The sequence below is a fragment of the Paraburkholderia sp. genome (genome assembly GCF_028283785.1).
GTDB lineage: Bacteria > Pseudomonadota > Gammaproteobacteria > Burkholderiales > Burkholderiaceae > Paraburkholderia.
This window is the reverse complement of record NZ_JAPWKB010000018.1, coordinates 76,776-95,115: the sequence shown is the minus strand read 5'-3', so window position 1 is coordinate 95,115 and position 18,340 is coordinate 76,776. Positions and strand designations below refer to the sequence as shown.

The window sequence follows — 18,340 nt, the reverse complement described above, 5'->3', positions numbered from 1 at the left end:
ACGCGAGCCGCGCAATACGCGAGGCTCGCAGTCGCGTTACATCAGCACGATATCGTACTGTTCCTGACTCAGATTCGACTCCACCTGCAACGACACCGGCTTGCCGATAAAGTCGATCAGCATCGCCAGATGCTGCGATTCCTCTTCGAGAAACAGATCGATCACCTGCTGCGAGGCGACCACCCGGAATTCGCGCGGATTGAACTGGCGCGACTCGCGCAGGATCTCGCGCAACACGTCGTAGCACACGGTGCGCGCGGTTTTGACCTGACCTTTGCCGAGACACACCGGACACGGCTCGCACAGCACGTGCGCGAGCGATTCGCGGGTGCGCTTGCGCGTCATTTCAACCAGACCCAACTGCGAGAAACCGTTCACCGTGACACGCGTGCGGTCGCGCGACAACGCCTTCTTCAGTTCGCCCAACACCTGATCGCGATGCTCGACGTTCTCCATGTCGATGAAGTCGATGATGATCACGCCGCCGAGATTGCGCAGACGCAACTGACGCGCGATGGTGTGCGCCGCTTCGAGGTTGGTCTTGAAGATCGTGTCGTCGAAATTGCGCGCGCCCACATAGCCGCCCGTGTTCACGTCGATCGTGGTCATGGCCTCGGTCTGGTCGATCACGAGATAACCGCCCGACTTCAACTCGACACGCCGCGACAGCGCGCGCTGGATTTCCGCTTCGATGTTGTAGAGGTCGTACAGCGGACGCTCGCCCGTGTAGTGATGCAGCTTCGACGACACCGCGGGCGTGAATTCCTTCGCGAAATCCGAGAGCATCTGGAAGGTCTCGCGCGAGTCGACCTGAATGCGCGAGGTCTCGTCGTTGACGAAGTCGCGCAGCACGCGTTGCGCCAGATTCAGATCCTGATAGAGCAGGCTGGTGGGCGGCATGCGCTGACCTTGCGACAGGATCGTCGCCCACGTCTTGCGCAGATACGCGACGTCGCTGGCGAGTTCTTCGCTGGTGGCGTCTTCGGCAATGGTCCGCACGATGTAGCCGCCTTTTTCGTCAGCGGGCAACACGGCCGTGAGCCGCGCGCGAATCGCTTCGCGCTCGGCTTCGCTTTCGATCTTCTGCGAAATGCCGATATGCGGTTCCTGCGGCAGATACACCAGCGTGCGTCCGGCGATGCTCACTTGCGTGGACAGTCGCGCGCCCTTCGTGCCGATCGGATCCTTGACGACTTGCACCATCAAGGTCTGGCCTTCGAAGACGATCTTCTCGATGGGTTGATGCGGGGCGCTGTGTTGCGGTTCTCCGGCAATCCGCGGATGCCAGATGTCGGCGACGTGCAGGAACGCGGCGCGTTCCAGACCGATATCGATAAACGCCGATTGCATGCCCGGCAGCACGCGCACCACTTTGCCCAGATAGACATTGCCGACGCGTCCGCGCGACAGCGTGCGTTCGACGTGCAGTTCCTGGACGGCGCCTTGCTGGACCAACGCGACGCGTGTTTCCTGGGGCGTCACATTGATCAGGATCTCTTCATTCATGGTGTTGTTCTAGAAGTCGATGCGCGCTGCACGCAGGAGGGCAGCGGTTTCATAAAGCGGCAAACCCATGATACCCGAATAGGATCCGTCGATATGCTCGATAAACTCCGCTGCGCGCCCTTGCACACCGTATGCGCCGGCCTTGCCCAACGGCTCGCCGCTCGCGACGTAAGCGCGCACGGCGGCGTCTGGCAGTGCAGCAAAACGCACCCGCGACGTGGACAGCGCAACCGGCAGCGACAGGCCTTGCGCATCGACGACGGCCACCGCCGTCAACACTTCGTGATCGCGTCCGGCGAGACGCGTGAGCATCGCGACGGCGTCGTCGGCATCGACGGGTTTGCCGAGGATCGCATCGTCGATCGTGACGGTGGTATCGGCGACGAGGATCGGCGCGGCGCGATGGCCGCCGTGCACGAGACGCGCATGCGCAGCCTGTGCCTTGGCGACGGTCACGCGTTGCACGTACGCATGCGCGGATTCGCCGGGCAGTTCGGCTTCGAGCGCCTCGGCGTCTTCATCGGCGCGCGGCAGCAGCAGTTCGAAACTCACGCCGAGCTGGCGCAGCAATTCCTGGCGACGCGGACTTTGCGACGCGAGATAGACGAACGGATGCAGCGCAACGGATGACGACATGGCGGAGTCTCGGTCAGGAATCGGGATTGGAATGGGGATTAGAAACGGAGTCGGAATCGGAGGGGAGCCGGCGGCATGGGACGGACGCGCGCAGGCGTGCCCGTCCCATGCCTGAACCGGGTCGGGCAGGCCGTGCGCGACAGCCGCGCGCGGCGCGACGGCGAGAGCGGCAGTTCGCCCGCGCGCCGGCTCAGACGCGGTGGTAGGGGTGATTTTGCGTGATGGTCCACGCACGGTAAAGCTGTTCGGCAAGTAACACGCGGACCATCGCGTGCGGCAGCGTGAGGCTCGACACGCGCAGCAGCATGTCGGCACGCGCCTTCAGTTCCGGGTCGAGCCCGTCGGCGCCGCCGATCAGAAACGCCACATCGCGGCCGTCCTGTTGCCAGCCGGGCAGCGCGGTGGCGAGCTGCATCGTGGTCCAGTCCTTGCCGCGCTCGTCGAGAGCGACGATGCGCGCGTTCTTCGGCAGCGCGGCCTCGATCTTCACACGCTCGGCGGCCATCACGCTTTCAGCGGGACGCCCGGACGAACGCTGCTCCGGCTTGATTTCGCGAAGCTCGATCCGCAGTTCGGGCGGCATGCGCTTCGCGTATTCGTCGAAGCCGGTGGCGATCCAGTCCGGCATCTTGTGGCCGACCGCGAGGATATGCAGTTTCACGGGAAAACCAGACCCGGACGATGCTTAGCGGCGACGCGCCGGCGCCTTGCGCGCGGGCTTCGCTGCCGGAGCTTCTTCTTCGTCGTCCTCGTCTTCCATCGGCTCGCTGGCGTGCGCGCCGCCGAACGGATTCGGCGTAGTCAGCTTCACGCGAACCGGCTTGTCGCCCCAGATTTCCTCGAGACGGTAGTACTGGCGCAGCGCCGGTTGCAGGATGTGGACGATCGCGTCGCCGCAATCGACCAGCACCCATTCGCCCGTCTCTTCGCCTTCCGTGCTGACGATGTCGCCGCCGGCTTCCTTGACCTTCTCGCGCACGCTCGATGCGAGCGCCTTGGTCTGACGGTTGGAGGTGCCGCTCGCGACGATCACGCGGTCGAACAGCGCGGTCAGGTGGCTGGTGTTGAACACCGAGATGTCTTGCGCCTTGACGTCTTCGAGACCGTCGATGATCGCGCGTTGAAGTTTGCGAATATCCATGAAATTACCGGTGGTACAGATTGTGTTGAAGAATATAGTCCCACACCGCAGTGGGGACATGGTTCGTGGCTGCGTCCTGCAGCTCGCCGGTGGCATGTTGCGCCAGACGTTCGCGCAGATGCGCGCGAATGTCGGTGGCGGACACGTCGAAGGCGAGCGTCGTGTCGATTAGCAGATGGCCGCACGGCGTGGCTTGCAGCACGTCCGCGGCCGCCTGACGCGAGGCGATTTCAGCAGCGACTGCCGGCGGCACCGACCCGAGGTCGAAGCCGGGGCGTGTCGCCACCGCAATATGGGCCAGCTCGAACAGACGGCGCCAGTCGCGCCAGGTGTCGAGCCGTACCAGTTGGTCCGCGCCGATCAGCAGCGTCAGCGAGGCCTGGTTGTCGGGATGTTCGCGGCTTTCACGATCGCGCCAGCGTTGCAGCGTATCGACAGTGTAGGTCGGACCGTCGTGATCTATTTCATCAGTTGCGACCTGAACGGTCGTGCCGGGCACGATCAGCGCGCGCGCAGCCGCCTGCGTCATCGCCAGCCGGTGCTTCGCCGACGACACGTCGGCCTTCTGCCACGGCTGTCCGGCCGGCAACAGCACCAGTTCCGTCAGATTCAGCACCTGCGCGAACCGGCTGGCGAGCGCGAGATGGCCGTCGTGGATCGGATCGAAGGTGCCGCCGAGCAGCGCGACGCGGCGCGGCAACGCAGCGGGGCTCGGCGGGGTCTGGGTGTGGGTCACGTCAGATCCACTCGCGCGGCACGAGGAAGTCGCTGTACAGCCGCGCCTCGGGCGTGCCCGCTTCCGGTTGCCAGTTGTAGCGCCAGTTCACGACGGGCGGCATCGACATCAGGATCGATTCGGTGCGGCCGCCGCTTTGCAGGCCGAACAGCGTGCCACGGTCGAAGACCAGATTGAACTCCACGTAGCGGCCGCGACGATACGCCTGGAAATCGCGCTCGGCCTCGCTGTACGGCGTGTCGCGGCGTTTTTCGATGATCGGCAGATAGGCGTGCAAAAACGCGTCGCCGACGCTTTTCAGCATCGAAAACGACGCATCGAAACCCGGTTCCGACACATCGTCGAAGAAAATCCCGCCGATGCCGCGCGGCTCGTTGCGGTGCTTCAGGAAGAAATACTCGTCGCACCACGTCTTGAAGCGCGGATACAGCGCGTCGCCGTATGGTTGCAGCGCGTCGCGGCAAGTGCGGTGAAAGTGACGGGCGTCGTCTTCGTAGCCGTAATACGGCGTCAGATCCATCCCGCCGCCGAACCAGAACACCGGCGCTTCGCCGGCTTTGGTCGCGACCAGCAGGCGCACGTTCATGTGCACGGTCGGGCAATGACGGATTGCGCGGATGCAGCACCAGCGACACGCCCATCGCCTCGAAGCCGCGGCCGGCCAGTTGCGGGCGCGCGGCGCTCGCCGAGCCCGGCAGCGCGTCGCCCTGAACGTCCGAGAAACCGATACCCGCGCGCTCGAAGAAATTGCCGCCCTCGAGAATCCGCGTGCAGCCGCCGCCGCGCAGCTTCTCGCCCGGCGCGCGCTGCCACGCGTCGGTGGCGAACGGCTTGCCGTCGAACGCGCCGAGCGTGTCCGCGATATGCGTTTGCAAACCTTGCAACCAGCCGCGAACGGCCTGTACGTCGTAGTTCGGATCAGTCATGAAAGCAGATGCTGAAGATGCGGGGGCGGCGTATTCGGATGCCGCGGAGTGCGTCGTGGTACGGACGCCTGGCGTTGCCGGGCGGTTGCCCGAAACCGGCGCGGCGGCGCGTGGTGCGTGGCGCCGCCGATCGTGCGGCAGGACGGACCGCGTCTGTTTGCGCTTGTTGCGTTGCGCGCACTTCGCGGCCTTTCGTACTGCCCATGCTGCAGGTGCAGCATGCGTGGGTTGCGCCGGGCATGCGCCAGGACGCGTTGTCGATGCTACGTTGCGCACCTTCGCGCGGACGTTCGCGGTGCCGCGCGCGTCGGTGGCCGCGCGGCGCCGGCTTAGCCGTGCTTGCGGTTGACCGCGCGATAACCGATATCGCGACGATACTGCATGCCGTCGAACGAGATCTGGTTGATCGCTTCATACGCAACCGACTGCGCGCTGCGCACCGAATCCGCCAGCCCGACGACGCACAGCACGCGGCCGCCCGACGTGGTCAGCGTACCGTCCTTGAGGGTCGTGCCCGCATGGAACGTGACGGAGTCCGTGTTTTCGGCCGGAATGTCGTTGATCCGGTCGCCCTTGCGCGGCGTGTCCGGATAGTTGTGCGCGGCCAGCACGACGCCCAGCGCGGTGCGGCGGTCCCATTCGAGTTCGACCGTGTCGAGCGTGCCGGCAATCGCCTGCTCGACCACTTTCGAATAGTCGCCCTTCAGACGCGCCATGATCGGCTGCGTTTCCGGGTCGCCCATCCGGCAGTTGAATTCGAGCGTTTTCGGGTTGCCTTGCGCGTCGATCATCAGGCCGGCATACAGATAACCGGTGAAGCGGATGCCTTCTTTTTCCATGCCGCGCACGGTGGGCAGGATGATTTCGCGCATCACGCGTGCGTGCAGTTGCGGCGTGACGATCGGTGCGGGCGAGTAGGCGCCCATGCCGCCCGTGTTCGGGCCCTGATCGGCGTCGAGCAGGCGCTTGTGATCCTGGCTCGATGCGAGCGGCAGCACGTGCTTGCCGTCGACCATCACGATAAAGCTGGCTTCTTCGCCCGTCAGGAATTCTTCGATCACGACGCGCGCGCCTGCATCGCCGAGCTTGTTGTCGGACAGCATCATATCGACCGCCTGATGCGCCTCTTCCAGCGACTGCGCGACCACCACGCCCTTGCCAGCCGCGAGGCCGTCGGCCTTGATGACGATCGGCGCGCCCTTCGCGTCGAGGTACGCGTGTGCGGCGGCGACATCGGAGAAGGTCTCGTATTCCGCCGTCGGGATCGCGTGGCGCTTCATGAACGCCTTCGCGAAGTCTTTCGAGCTTTCGAGCTGCGCCGCTTCCTTCGTCGGGCCGAAAATCTTCAGACCGCGGGCGCGGAACAGGTTGACGATGCCGGCTGCGAGCGGGGTTTCCGGGCCGACCAGCGTGAACGCGATCTGTTCTTTCTCGACGAAATCGGCGAGGGCGTCGAGATCGGTGATGTCGAGATTGCGCAGGCGTTCGTCCTGCGCCGTGCCGCCGTTGCCCGGGGCGACATAGACGAGCTGGACCCGCGGCGATTGCGCGAGCTTCCATGCGAGCGCGTGTTCGCGACCGCCGGAACCGACGACGAGTAACTTCATGTAATTCCCCGAAGACTTAAAAACCATAAACGGCCCGCGCGATGACGCGAGCCGTGATCGAAACCGGCTGGCTCGCGGTGCTGCATCTTCGATGCGCAGCCGCCGTGCCAGCTTGCCAAACCTGAAGCACCGCCCGGGCGCGTGGCGCAGGCGGGTTTGCCGGATTACTCTTCGGCGATTGCAGCGTTTGTATAGACTTCCTGCACGTCGTCGAGGTTTTCGAGCGCGTCGAGCAGCTTTTGCATCTTGAGCGCGTCGTCGCCGGTGAACTCGACTTCCGTCTGAGGTTTCATCGTGACGTCGGCGAGTTCGGCCTTGAAGCCGGCTGTTTCGAGCGCCGATTTGACCTGCTGGAAATCGTTGGGTGGGCAGACCACTTCGATGCTGCCGTCGTCGTTCGTGACGACGTCGTCGGCGCCGGCTTCGAGCGCGGCGTCCATCAGTTTGTCTTCCGGCGTGCCGGGAGCGAACAGGAACTGGCCGACGTGATCGAACATGAACGACACCGAGCCGTCCGTGCCCATATTGCCGCCGAACTTCGAGAATGCGTGACGGACTTCGGCGACGGTGCGCACGCGGTTATCGGTCATCGTATCGACGATGATGGCCGCGCCATTGATGCCGTAGCCTTCGTAGCGGATTTCTTCGTAGCTTGCGCCGTCGACGCCGCCGGTGCCACGCTGGATGGCGCGGTTGACGTTGTCTTTGGGCATATTGGCGTCGTAGGCTTTATCGACGGCGAGGCGCAGGCGCGGATTGGAGTCGATATCGCCTCCGCCCATACGGGCCGCCACCTGAATTTCCTTGATGAGGCGCGTCCAGACCTTGCCGCGTTTTGCGTCGGCCGCTGCCTTTTTATGCTTGATGTTGGCCCATTTCGAGTGACCCGCCATACCTTTCTCCGTCGCGCGCGCCAGCGGGCGCACGCATAGTCCTATTGTCGTTGCGATGTCGGGCGCGTGCAGGTTACGTCGTGCGGCGCCGCGATGTCAGACCGGTCTCAGCTGCGTGGTGACGCGTGCGCGGGCGCTGTTGGGCGCGTGGTGCGGCGTGCGCCTCGCGATGCAGCGGGCCGCGCGGGCGTGGGCTTTGGACGCCGAAACCGGCGAAAAGCGCGCTGCGCCGCGTTGTGGTGCAAGCTGAGCCGCTTGTTGAGCGGATGTGAATTTTATCATGGGAGGGGGTGGGGGATTGGGGATTCGGAACTGGGGGTGGGTTGGTTTTGGGTTGGTTTGGGCTTGGTTTGGGGTTGGTTTGGTTTGGTTGTCCCGGTTTCACGTCGGTTTGCCTGGATCGTCCCTGTGCGGGACCGCACCTACTTTTCTTTGCTCGCGCAAAGAAAAGTAGGCAAAAGAAAGCGCGGCGGATTCAACCGGTCAATGCAACCCCCAACGTTTCTGCCAGTTTTTCAGCAGGGTTCATAAATTGCAGGGTCTGGCGAGGCCGACCATTCAGGCGCGCGGCAACCTTGTTTAGCTCAGCCTGCGAATAGCCGTCCACCGGCACCCCCTTGGGGAAGTACTGACGCAGAAGACCGTTCGTGTTCTCGTTGCTGCCTCGCTGCCACGGACTTTGCGGATCGCAGAAATACACCTGTACGTCCGTGGCAATCGTGAATTTCTTGTGGCTCGCCATCTCTGTGCCGCGATCCCATGTCAGCGACCGGCGTAGTTCTGCTTAAGCAGTTTGTTCACCTGCTTTATCAGCGCGGACACCACACTTGCCGTATCTTTGCCTGCGACCTTGACCAGCATCACATAACGCGAGTGCCGCTCCACCAGTGTGGCGATATAGCTGTTACCCGAGCCGGCCAGAAGATCACCTTCCCAGTGACCCGGCACCGCCCGGTCGTCCGCCTCGGCCGGGCGTTCACTGATCGACACCGCCTCGCTTATCCTGCCTCTGCCCTGGCCGCTTGCCGAGGCAAGCTTCGCCTGACGCATCAGACGGTTCGTACGGAGATGGGCAACGAGTTCCTTCTTAAGGACACCTCGCGCCTGGATAAACAGGCTTCGGTAAATCGTTTCGTGAGATATCTGCATGTCCTTGTTGCCCCGGAACTCACGCCGCAGCCACCCTGCTATCTGTACAGGAGCCCATTGTAGTTTGAGCTTGGCTGCTACCAGTGGCGAAGCCGGGCATTCTCCGACAGCACACACGCCTTGGGGCGCCGCGCCCGCTCCCATGCATTGGCATCGGCCTCGTGTGCACGATATCTGTGGCTGCCACCATTGCGCGCGACTTCCCGCGTAATGGTGGATGTCGAGCGCCCCAGTTGCAACGCGATCTGACACATTGACATGCCTGCAACCAAAGCTCGCGAGATCTCCTCGCGTTCGGCAAGTGTCAGCGACCGCGCTGATCGTGTGCGGGCGACCGGAGAAATTCCCCCAGTTTTACAGATGACCCGACAAACCCCGCTTGGGTGACGCCCGAGCATGCGCGCGATGGCACTCAGCGACTCTCCTGCGCGCCACATCTTCCAGATATCGCTCTTCTGCTGCGCGTTTAGCCAATGTTTCCTCTGTCGTTCCATGGTGCTCCACTCTCCGATTCCGTATTGGAACAGATGTGTTGCAACGACCGGTTGAATCCGCCGCGTTTACCTCGCGCTTCGTAGCGAGTGGCGTCTAGTATTTTTCGGGTAGTGGACCGCGCACGTTTGGACTTGGCGGTCCGTTTTTCCCGGTGGTCCGCGCCCGCACATCCCGCCCGCTTCGCGGCGGTAGCCCACTTCAACAACCCGTTTGCGGCACGTCATTTGCCAGCGTTTTCGACGGTTCCGGCGTCGGTGCAAAGGCCGGTTTTCCACGCACTAATAGCCTACCTTCACGATGGTTTCGACGGGCCGCGTAGCGAGGAATTTCGCGCGCGAGACTAGACCGGCGCATGCCAGGAAAAAGGGTGTTGTGACCGACGGAGTGCAGCGCGCGAATGGCGCTGAGAGAAAAAGACGGGGCTGTGCCCAACGGCTGTCGCGGAGCGAACAGCCGGAACGAATGACTGCCTTGTCACCAGGTTAAGTGGTGCGGCAACTCAAATCGTGCGCGGACCACTACCCGATAATGAATAAACGCCACTCGCTACGAAGTGGTGGTGTAAACGCGCTTTCTTTTGCCTACTTTTCTTTGCGCGAGCAAAGAAAAGTAGGTGCGGTCCCGCACAGGGACGAACCAGGCATACCGACGCGAAACCGGGACAACCACAACCAACAAAACCAAAAACCAAAAACCAAACCTAAACCATCAATTCTTGGTCCCGAACAACCGATCCCCAGCATCCCCCAACCCCGGAATGATGTAAGCATGCTCATTCAGATGCGAATCCAGCGAAGCCACATAAAGCTTCACATCCGGATGGGCATCCTGAAACACCTGCACGCCTTCAGGCGCGGCCACCAGCGCCAGAAACATGATGTTCTCGCCCGGCACGTTACGCCGCTTCAACACATCCACCGCGTGCGCCGCCGAATAACCGGTCGCCACCATCGGATCGCACAGGATAAACGTCCGGTCTTCGAGATCCGGCAACTTCACCAGATATTCGACCGGACGATGATCGTCCGCCCGATACACGCCGATATGCCCGACCCGCGCCGACGGAATCAGCTCCAGCAGCCCGTCCGACATCCCGACTCCGGCCCGCAACACCGGCACGATCGCCAGCTTCTTGCCGGCGATCACCGGCGCGTCGATCTCCACCAGCGGCGTCTGCACCCGACGGGTCGTCATCGGCAGATTGCGCGTGATTTCGTAACCCATCAGCAACGTGATCTCGCGCAGCAGTTCGCGAAACGTCCGCGTCGACGTGTCGCGGTCGCGCATGTGCGACAGCTTGTGCTGGATCAGCGGGTGATCGAGGATGAAAAGATTGGGAAAGCGGCTGTCCTGGGTCATGGCGGGCGTGAGGCGTCGGCAAGAGGAATCGGTCGGCGCGGGGACTGCCGGCACATCGCCGGCGCCATCTCGCGCCACGGCTGCAAGTTTACCGAAACTCTCCGCCGAAGATACCGGAGATTTAAAGCCGCATCCGTCCGGCGCGCGGCATTCCGGCACCGATTCTTCTAGAATCGGGGAAACTCGCCGGCACAACCGGTCCGCCGCATCGAACCGCCCGCGCGGATCGATCGCGCGGGCCGCGCCGGTTCCGCGCAGACCGAGACACCGTCATAAAGAGGAATCGCACATGGATATGGGAATCGCCGGACGCAACGCACTGGTTTGCGCTGCCAGCAAAGGGCTCGGACGCGGTTGCGCACAGGCGCTCGCCGCGGAAGGCGTCAACGTGACGATCGTCGCGCGCACCGCCGAAACGCTCGAATCGACCGCCGCCGCCATTCGCGCCACCACCGGCGTCGACGTGATCGCGGTGGCGTGCGACATCACCACGCCCGAAGGCCGCGCGGCCGCGCTCGCCGCGTGCCCGCAGCCCGACATCCTCGTCAACAACGCCGGCGGCCCGCCGCCCGGCGATTTCCGCGATTTCACTCACGACGACTGGCTGCGCGCGCTCGAAGCCAACATGCTGACACCGATCGAACTGATCAAGGCGACGATCGACACCATGAGCGCGCGCGGGTTCGGGCGTATCGTCAACATCACGAGTTCGTCGGTGAAGGCGCCGATCGATGTGCTCGGCCTGTCGAACGGCGCGCGCTCGGGCTTGACCGGCTTCGTCGCGGGCGTTGCGCGCAAGGTGGCCAGCACCGGCGTGACGATCAACAACCTGTTGCCCGGCCTGTTCGATACCGACCGCATCGGCGCGACCTTCGAAGCGCAATCGAAAGGTCAGAATCTTCCGCTCGACGAAGTTCGCCGCAGACGCATGGCGACGATTCCCGCCGGCCGCTTCGGCACGCCCGACGAGTTCGGCCGCGCGTGCGCGTTTCTGTGCAGCGTCCACGCCGGCTATATCACCGGACAAAACTGGCTGCTCGACGGCGGCGCCTATCCGGGCACGTATTGAGCAGGTACCGGGCACATACCCAGCACATATGCAGCACGGATCGGGCAAGTATCGAAATCGAACGGACGCGCGACGCAGCCGGCAGGGCGAGCGTGGCGCGCACCGTGCAGCATCCATAACGACAATCACATCGACATCAGGAGTCTCAGGTCATGACCCGCATTGCATTGATCGCGCACGATCACAAGAAAGACGACATCGTCCGGCTGGCCGGCGAGTACGTGGACACGCTGAAGCGTTGCGAGATCGTCGCGACCGGCACGACGGGTTCGCGAATTGCCGACGCGCACGGTCTGGAGGTGCAGCGGATGCTGTCGGGTCCGCACGGCGGCGATTTGCAGATCGGTGCGCAGCTGGCCGAAGGCAATGTCGACATGGTGATTTTCCTGCGTGACCCGATGACGCCGCAGCCGCACGAGCCGGACATCAATGCGCTGGTTCGTGCATGCGACGTGCACAACGTGCCGTGCGCGACGAATATTTCGACCGCGCGGATGATTCTCGACGCGCTGACGTTGCGCGTGCGCCAGGAAGTTTGACGTAGCTATCTATCGATTGACGAGGAGACGTGATGGTCAAGGCTATTCGATTCGACAAGGTGGGCGGCCCGGACGTGATGAAGTGGGTCGACGTTGAGGTAGGCGAGCCGGGCAACGGCGAGATTCGGGTGAAGCAGCACGCGGTCGGGCTGAACTATATCGACGTGTATTTCCGCACGGGTCTGTATCCGTTGCCGCTGCCGCACGGATTGGGCATGGAGGCCGCGGGCGAAGTCGTGGCGGTCGGCGCGGGCGTGAGCGACCTGAAGGCGGGCGATCGCGTCGCGTATGTGGCGCGGCCGCCGGGCGCGTACACGCAGGAGCGGGTGCTGGCCGCGGCGCAGGTCGTGAAGTTGCCGGAAGCGTTGAGCTACGAGCAGGGTGCGTCGGTGATGCTGCAGGGGTTGACGACGCAGTATCTGTTGCGGCGCACGTATCCGGTGAAAGCGGGCGACACGATCCTGATTCACGCCGCCGCCGGCGGTGTCGGTTTGCTTGCCGTGCAATGGGCGAAGGCATTGGGCGCGACCGTGATCGGGACCGTGGGATCGGACGAGAAGGCCGAGATTGCGAAGGCGCACGGATGCGATTTTCCGGTGGTGTACACCCGTGAGGATTTCACGAAACGCGTTCGCGAGATTACGAACGGAGCGGGGGTGCCGGTCGTGTACGACTCGATCGGGAAGGATACGTTTACGGGTTCGCTCGATTGTCTTGCGCCGCTGGGGATGTTCGTGAGTTTCGGCAATGCGACGGGGCCGTTGCCGCCGATCGAGGCATCTGAATTTGCTGGACGCGGGTCACTGTTTTTTACGCGGCCTACGTTGTTTACGTATATCGCGAAGCGCGCGGATTATGAGGCGATGTCGACGGAGCTGTTCGATGTGCTGGTGAGCGGGAAGGTCAAGGCGAGTGTGAACCAACGGTATCCGTTGGAGGATGTGGCTGATGCACATCGGGATCTGGAGGGGAGGAGGACGACGGGGTCGACGGTGTTGATGCCAGGGTAGGGGTTGGGGTTGGGTTGGGTTGGTTGGTTGGGCTGGTTTGGTTGTCCCGGTTTCACGGTGGTTTGCCTGGATCGTCCCTGTCCGGGACCGGACCTACTTTTCTTTGCTCGCGCAAAGAAAAGTAGGCAAAAGAAAGCGCGTTTACACCGCCACTCCGTAGCGAGTGGCGTTTATTCATTATCGGGTAGTGGTCCGCGCACGATTTGAGTTGCCGCACCACACTACTTGGTGACAAGGCAGTCATTCGTTCCGGCTGTTCGCTCCGCGACAGCCGACGGGCACAGCCCCGTCTTTATCTCTTGGCGCCATTCGCGCGCTGGACTCCGTCGGTCACAAACCCCATTTTCCTGGCATGCGCCGGTCGAGTCTCGTGCGCAAAATTCCAGGCAACTCGGAACGTCGAAACTATCGCGAAGTCGGGTGAATGCCGTGGCGAAAACCGGGCTTTGGGCCGGACGCTAGAACGGTCGTGAAGGCTGGTACGTCGCGTGTTGAAAACCGGGCTTTGAGGCGACGCCGGAATCCTCCTAAGGAGGGCAAATGCAATGGCCCAAACCGCGTTTCGGGCCGAACGCCGGAACAGTCGAGAAGACCGAAAATAGCGTGGCGAAAAAGGGTTTTTGAAGTGGGCTACCGCCGCGAAGCGGGCGGGATGTGCGGGCGCGGGCCACCGGGAAAAACGGACCGCGAACTCAAAACGTGCGCGTTCCACTACCCGAAAGTCAGTAGACGCCACTCGCTACGAAGCGGCGGTGTAAACGCTTTCCTTGCCTACTTTTCTTTGCGCGAGCAAAGAAAAGTAGGTGCGGTCCCGCACAGGGACGATCCAGGCAGACCGGCGCGAAACCGGGACAACCAAACCAAAACCGAGGCAGACCACCGCGAACCCGGGACAACCAACCCAACCGAACCCAACCCAACCGAACCCAACCCAACCCAACCCCAACCCGCCAGCGGCCACCCCCCCGTTTACAACATTTTTACACCCCCCCTTCACCCTTTAACCCCCTCTTTACACCCATCGGAATAACGTTCAACCCATCCAGAATCCGCACATGGAGAAAACAGAATGGATGCGTTGTACATCGGGGGCGTCGCGCTATTCGCGGCGCTGACCTTCGCTTTGATCGCCGGCTGCGAACGACTTCGCCAGTCCGGCCGTGGTCCGGGAGCGCGCTCGTGAACTGGATCCTCTGGCTCTCCGCCGCTGCCACCGCGCTGCTGTTCGCTTACCTCGTCTACGCGCTGCTGCGCGCGGAGGACATCGAATGAATTCCAATAACGTCCTTCAGGTCGCGATCTTCGTCATCGCGCTGATCGGTCTCGCGATTCCGCTGTCCGCCTATCTCACCCGCGTGATGAACGGCTCGTCCCGGATCCTGCGATTCGGCGGTCCGGTCGAACGCGCGTTGTATCGCGTCGCGGGTGTCGATCCGGCCACGGAAATGTCGTGGAAACACTATGCCATCGCAACCATCGCGTTCAATCTGTTCGGCGTGCTGTTCCTCTACGCGCTGCTGCGCGTCCAGGGCCTGCTGCCCGGCAACCCGCAGCAGTTCGGACCGATGACGGTCGATGGTGCATTCAATACCGCGATCAGCTTCGTCACCAACACCAACTGGCAAGACTACACACCCGAGCAAACGGTCAGCTATCTGACCCAGATGCTCGGACTCACGGTCCAGAACTTCCTCTCCGCCGCGACCGGCATCGTCGTCGTGATCGCGCTGGTGCGCGGCTTCGCGCGGCATTCGACCCACACCATCGGCAACTTCTGGGTCGATATCACCCGCGTGACGATGTACGTGCTGCTGCCGATGTCGATCGTGATCGCGGGCCTGCTGATGAGCCAGGGCGTAATCCAGAACTTCAAGTCCTACCAGGACGTGCCGACGCTGCAAGCGACCACCTACGCCGCGCCGAAACTCGACGCGCAAGGCAATCCGGTCAAGGACGCAAAGGGCAATCCGGTCACGGTCGATACGCCCGTCAAGACCCAAACCATCGCGATGGGCCCGGTCGCGTCGCAGGAAGCCATCAAGATGCTCGGCACCAACGGCGGCGGCTTCTTCAACGGCAATTCCGCGCACCCGTTCGAAAACCCGACGCCGTTCTCCAACTTCGTCCAGATGCTGTCCATCCTCGCGATTCCCGCCGCGCTGTGTCTCGTGTTCGGCCGGATGATCGCGGATCGCCGTCAAGGGATCGCCGTGCTCGCGGTGATGACGATCGCGTTCGTGGTCTGCGTCGGCGGCGAAATCGCGGCGGAGCAGGGCGGCAATCCGCTCTATACGTCGCTGCACGTCGATCAGTCCGCGAACCCGCTGCAAAGCGGCGGCAATATGGAAGGCAAGGAAACCCGCTTCGGCATTGCGCAATCCGGCATTTTCACGGTCGCGACCACGGCGGCGTCGTGCGGTGCGGTCGCCAATACGCACGACTCGCTGACGCCGCTCGGCGGCCTGTTTCCGATGCTGCTGATGCAACTCGGCGAAGTGATCTTCGGCGGCGTCGGCTCGGGTCTGTACGGGATGCTGGTGTTCGCGCTGCTCGCCGTATTCGTCGCCGGACTGATGATCGGCCGCACGCCCGAATACGTCGGCAAGAAAGTCGAAGCCTACGAGATGAAGATGGTGTCCATCGTCGTGCTGCTGACGCCGTTGCTGGTGCTGGTCGGCACGTCGATCGCGGTGCTCACCGACGCCGGCCGCGCGGGCATCCTGAATCCGGGCGCGCACGGCTTCTCCGAAATCCTCTACGCGTTCAGCTCGGCGGCCAACAACAACGGCAGCGCGTTCGCGGGTCTCACGGTCGGCACGCCGTTCTACAACTGGATGACGGCGATCGCGATGTGGTTCGGCCGCTTCGGCACGATCGTCCCGGTGCTCGCGATCGCGGGCTCGCTGGCCGCGAAAAAACGCATCGCGGTGACGGGCGGCACGCTGCCCACGCACGGACCGCTGTTCGTCGTGCTGTTGCTGGGCACTGTGCTGCTGGTCGGCGCGCTGACGTATGTGCCCGCGCTCGCGCTCGGCCCCGGCGTCGAACATCTGATGATGATCGGCGGCCATTGAGCCGCCTGCCCGACACCCGAAAGCGCATAGAAGAATTCGAGGAAAAGATGACTGATCATTCCGCTACGTCGTCCATGTTCGATCCGGCGCTGCTGCGCCCGGCCATCGTGGACGCTTTCAAGAAACTCACGCCGCGCACCCAGTTCCGCAATCCGGTGATGTTCTGCGTGTACGTCGGCAGCATCCTGACGACCATCCTGTGGATCGCGGCGCTGGCCGGTCAGGCCGAAGCGCCGGCGGGCTTCATTCTCGCGGTCACGTCGTGGCTGTGGTTCACGGTGCTGTTCGCGAACTTCGCGGAAGCGCTCGCCGAAGGGCGCTCGAAAGCGCAGGCGGCGTCGCTGCGCAGCGCGAAAAAAGACGTGATGGCGAAGAAGCTCAACGAGCCGCATCCGAAGTCGCCGATCCGCATCACGACCGCTTCCGATCTGCGCAAAGGCGACGTCGTGCTGGTCGAAACCGGCGACGTGATCCCCGCCGACGGCGACGTGATCGACGGTGTCGCGTCGGTCGACGAATCCGCGATCACCGGCGAATCCGCGCCGGTGATCCGCGAGTCGGGCGGCGACTTCAGCTCGGTGACGGGCGGCACGCGCGTGCTGTCCGACTGGATCGTCGTCAAGGTGACGGCCAATCCCGGCGAGGCGTTTCTCGACCGGATGATCGCGATGGTCGAAGGTGCGAAGCGCCAGAAGACGCCGAATGAAATCGCGCTGACGATCTTGCTGGTCGCGCTGACGATCGTACTGCTGCTCGCCACGGCCACGCTGTTGCCGTTCTCGATGTTCTCCGTCGACGCCGCGAAAGCGGGCCACGTGGTGACGATCACCGCGCTGGTCGCGCTGCTCGTGTGCCTGATTCCGACCACCATCGGCGGCCTGCTGTCGGCGATCGGCGTGGCCGGGATGAGCCGGATGATGCAGGCGAACGTGATTGCCACGTCGGGCCGCGCGGTCGAAGCGGCGGGCGACGTCGATGTGCTGCTGCTCGACAAGACCGGCACGATCACGCTCGGCAATCGCCAGGCGTCGCAGTTCGTGCCTGCGCCGAACGTCACCGAAGAAGCGCTCGCCGACGCCGCGCAACTGTCGTCGCTGGCGGACGAAACGCCGGAAGGACGCAGCATCGTCGTGCTGGCGAAGCAGCGGTTCAATATCCGTCAGCGCGATATGGCGCAGCTGCACGCGGTGTTTCTCGCGTTCACCGCGCAAACCCGGATGAGCGGCGTCGATCTGAACCCGGACGCGAACGCGTCGGGCGCGCCGGGCCGCGAAATCCGCAAGGGCGCGGCGGACGCGGTCAGGAAATACGTCGAAGCGCACGGCGGACGCTTTCCGGTCGAAGTGACGAACGCGGTCGCGGAAGTCGCGCGGCGCGGCAGCACGCCGCTGGTGGTCGCGGAACGCGTCGCGCAGGACGGCGACAGCGGCGCGCGCGTGCTGGGCGTGATCGAACTGAAGGACGTCGTCAAAGGCGGTATCAAGGAGCGTTTCGCCGAACTCCGCAAGATGGGTATCAAGACTGTGATGGTGACGGGCGACAACCGCCTCACCGCCGCGGCGATCGCAGCGGAAGCGGGCGTCGACGACTTCCTCGCCGAAGCGACGCCCGAAGCGAAACTCGCGACGATCCGCGCGCATCAGGCCGAAGGCCGCCTCGTCGCGATGACCGGCGACGGCACCAACGACGCGCCCGCGCTCGCGCAGGCCGACGTCGCGGTGGCGATGAACACCGGCACGCAGGCCGCGAAAGAGGCGGGCAATATGGTCGATCTCGATTCCAACCCGACCAAGCTGATCGAGATCGTCGAGATCGGCAAGCAGATGCTGATGACGCGCGGTTCGCTGACCACGTTCTCGATCGCGAACGACGTCGCCAAATACTTCGCGATCATCCCGGCCGCGTTCGCGACCACGTATCCGCAACTGAACGCGCTGAACGTGATGCATCTGGCCACGCCGTCGTCCGCGATCATGTCGGCGGTGATTTTCAACGCGCTGATCATCGTGCTGCTGATTCCGCTCGCGCTGAAGGGCGTGCGCTACCGGCCGCTCGGCGCGGCGATCCTGTTGCGCCGCAATCTGCTGGTCTACGGGCTCGGCGGGATTCTGGTGCCGTTCATCGGCATGAAGGCGATCGATATGGTGCTGGCCGCATGCGGCTGGGTCTGACGCGCACGCCAACTTTTCGACACACACAG

General features: G+C 63.5%; 15 protein-coding genes and 2 pseudogenes. 7 read left to right on the top strand and 10 right to left on the bottom strand.

Translation table 11 applies throughout. From position 1 onward, the window contains the following. Positions 1-36: 36 nt before the first annotated feature. The 10 genes and pseudogenes from rng to upp form a co-directional block, all read right to left on the bottom strand. Positions 37-1,506, bottom strand: a complete 1,470-nt coding sequence (gene rng / locus PW947_RS20305) for a ribonuclease G (RefSeq protein WP_299634160.1) — start codon at positions 1,504-1,506, stop codon at positions 37-39. Positions 1,507-1,515: 9 nt separating this feature from the next. Further along, positions 1,516-2,142: a Maf family protein gene (locus PW947_RS20300; protein WP_299634159.1), complete on the bottom strand. Its 627-nt coding sequence runs from the start codon at positions 2,140-2,142 to the stop codon at positions 1,516-1,518. Positions 2,143-2,332: 190 nt separating this feature from the next. After that, complete coding sequence (gene rlmH, locus PW947_RS20295; RefSeq protein WP_299634158.1) at positions 2,333-2,803, bottom strand: 23S rRNA (pseudouridine(1915)-N(3))-methyltransferase RlmH; 471 nt, start codon at positions 2,801-2,803, stop codon at positions 2,333-2,335. Between the two features lie 24 nt (positions 2,804-2,827). Continuing rightward, positions 2,828-3,283 (bottom strand): ribosome silencing factor, encoded by a 456-nt coding sequence (rsfS, locus tag PW947_RS20290; RefSeq protein ID WP_299634157.1) that lies wholly within the window; start codon positions 3,281-3,283, stop codon positions 2,828-2,830. Positions 3,284-3,287: 4 nt separating this feature from the next. Continuing rightward, positions 3,288-4,019: a nicotinate-nucleotide adenylyltransferase gene (locus PW947_RS20285; protein ID WP_299634156.1), complete on the bottom strand. Its 732-nt coding sequence runs from the start codon at positions 4,017-4,019 to the stop codon at positions 3,288-3,290. A gap of 1 nt (position 4,020) precedes the next feature. After that, a pseudogene (hemF, locus tag PW947_RS20280) lies at positions 4,021-4,945 on the bottom strand (oxygen-dependent coproporphyrinogen oxidase). 329 nt (positions 4,946-5,274) lie between these two features. Next, positions 5,275-6,552, bottom strand: a complete 1,278-nt coding sequence (purD, locus tag PW947_RS20275) for a phosphoribosylamine--glycine ligase (RefSeq protein ID WP_299634155.1) — start codon at positions 6,550-6,552, stop codon at positions 5,275-5,277. Between the two features lie 164 nt (positions 6,553-6,716). Further along, positions 6,717-7,445, bottom strand: a complete 729-nt coding sequence (locus PW947_RS20270; protein ID WP_299634154.1) for a YebC/PmpR family DNA-binding transcriptional regulator — start codon at positions 7,443-7,445, stop codon at positions 6,717-6,719. 475 nt (positions 7,446-7,920) lie between these two features. Continuing rightward, positions 7,921-9,088 (bottom strand): annotated as a pseudogene (locus tag PW947_RS20265) (IS30 family transposase). Positions 9,089-9,797: 709 nt separating this feature from the next. Continuing rightward, entirely contained in the window at positions 9,798-10,448 is a 651-nt protein-coding gene (gene upp / locus PW947_RS20260; protein ID WP_299634153.1) for a uracil phosphoribosyltransferase, read from the bottom strand. Positions 10,449-10,737: 289 nt separating this feature from the next. Between upp and PW947_RS20255 the strand changes: the two genes are divergently transcribed. From PW947_RS20255 to kdpB, 7 genes are all read left to right on the top strand, one after another. After that, positions 10,738-11,517 carry an SDR family oxidoreductase gene (locus tag PW947_RS20255; protein WP_299634152.1) on the top strand — a complete coding sequence of 260 codons (780 nt, stop codon included), beginning with the start codon at positions 10,738-10,740 and terminating at the stop codon, positions 11,515-11,517. Positions 11,518-11,669: 152 nt separating this feature from the next. Continuing rightward, positions 11,670-12,056: a methylglyoxal synthase gene (locus PW947_RS20250; RefSeq protein WP_299634151.1), complete on the top strand. Its 387-nt coding sequence runs from the start codon at positions 11,670-11,672 to the stop codon at positions 12,054-12,056. 32 nt (positions 12,057-12,088) lie between these two features. Next, entirely contained in the window at positions 12,089-13,066 is a 978-nt protein-coding gene (locus PW947_RS20245) for a quinone oxidoreductase (RefSeq protein WP_299634150.1), read from the top strand. A gap of 1,069 nt (positions 13,067-14,135) precedes the next feature. Further along, complete coding sequence (locus PW947_RS20240) at positions 14,136-14,249, top strand: potassium ABC transporter ATPase (protein ID WP_299634149.1); 114 nt, start codon at positions 14,136-14,138, stop codon at positions 14,247-14,249. Continuing rightward, positions 14,246-14,338, top strand: coding sequence for a K(+)-transporting ATPase subunit F (gene kdpF, locus PW947_RS20235; RefSeq protein WP_201641446.1), 93 nt, complete (start codon positions 14,246-14,248; stop codon positions 14,336-14,338). The genes PW947_RS20240 and kdpF overlap by 4 nt, the downstream gene beginning before the upstream one ends. Further along, positions 14,335-16,140 (top strand): potassium-transporting ATPase subunit KdpA, encoded by a 1,806-nt coding sequence (gene kdpA / locus PW947_RS20230; protein ID WP_299634148.1) that lies wholly within the window; start codon positions 14,335-14,337, stop codon positions 16,138-16,140. Before kdpF ends, kdpA begins: the two co-directional genes overlap by 4 nt. A gap of 47 nt (positions 16,141-16,187) precedes the next feature. Then, a complete protein-coding gene (kdpB, locus tag PW947_RS20225) occupies positions 16,188-18,311 on the top strand; it encodes a potassium-transporting ATPase subunit KdpB (RefSeq protein WP_299634147.1) in 2,124 nt (707 codons plus the stop codon). Positions 18,312-18,340 lie beyond the last annotated feature (29 nt).

Coding starts and splice junctions, on each gene's coding strand:
- PW947_RS20250 (WP_299634151.1), top strand. CDS start 11,670: ATGACCCGCATTGCATTGATCGCGCACGATCACAAGAAAGACGACATC.
- PW947_RS20245 (WP_299634150.1), top strand. CDS start 12,089: ATGGTCAAGGCTATTCGATTCGACAAGGTGGGCGGCCCGGACGTGATG.
- PW947_RS20240 (WP_299634149.1), top strand. CDS start 14,136: ATGGATGCGTTGTACATCGGGGGCGTCGCGCTATTCGCGGCGCTGACC.
- PW947_RS20300 (WP_299634159.1), bottom strand. CDS start 2,142: ATGTCGTCATCCGTTGCGCTGCATCCGTTCGTCTATCTCGCGTCGCAA.
- upp (WP_299634153.1), bottom strand. CDS start 10,448: ATGACCCAGGACAGCCGCTTTCCCAATCTTTTCATCCTCGATCACCCG.
- rsfS (WP_299634157.1), bottom strand. CDS start 3,283: ATGGATATTCGCAAACTTCAACGCGCGATCATCGACGGTCTCGAAGAC.
- PW947_RS20270 (WP_299634154.1), bottom strand. CDS start 7,445: ATGGCGGGTCACTCGAAATGGGCCAACATCAAGCATAAAAAGGCAGCG.
- kdpB (WP_299634147.1), top strand. CDS start 16,188: ATGACTGATCATTCCGCTACGTCGTCCATGTTCGATCCGGCGCTGCTG.
- rng (WP_299634160.1), bottom strand. CDS start 1,506: ATGAATGAAGAGATCCTGATCAATGTGACGCCCCAGGAAACACGCGTC.
- PW947_RS20255 (WP_299634152.1), top strand. CDS start 10,738: ATGGATATGGGAATCGCCGGACGCAACGCACTGGTTTGCGCTGCCAGC.
- purD (WP_299634155.1), bottom strand. CDS start 6,552: ATGAAGTTACTCGTCGTCGGTTCCGGCGGTCGCGAACACGCGCTCGCA.
- kdpA (WP_299634148.1), top strand. CDS start 14,335: ATGAATTCCAATAACGTCCTTCAGGTCGCGATCTTCGTCATCGCGCTG.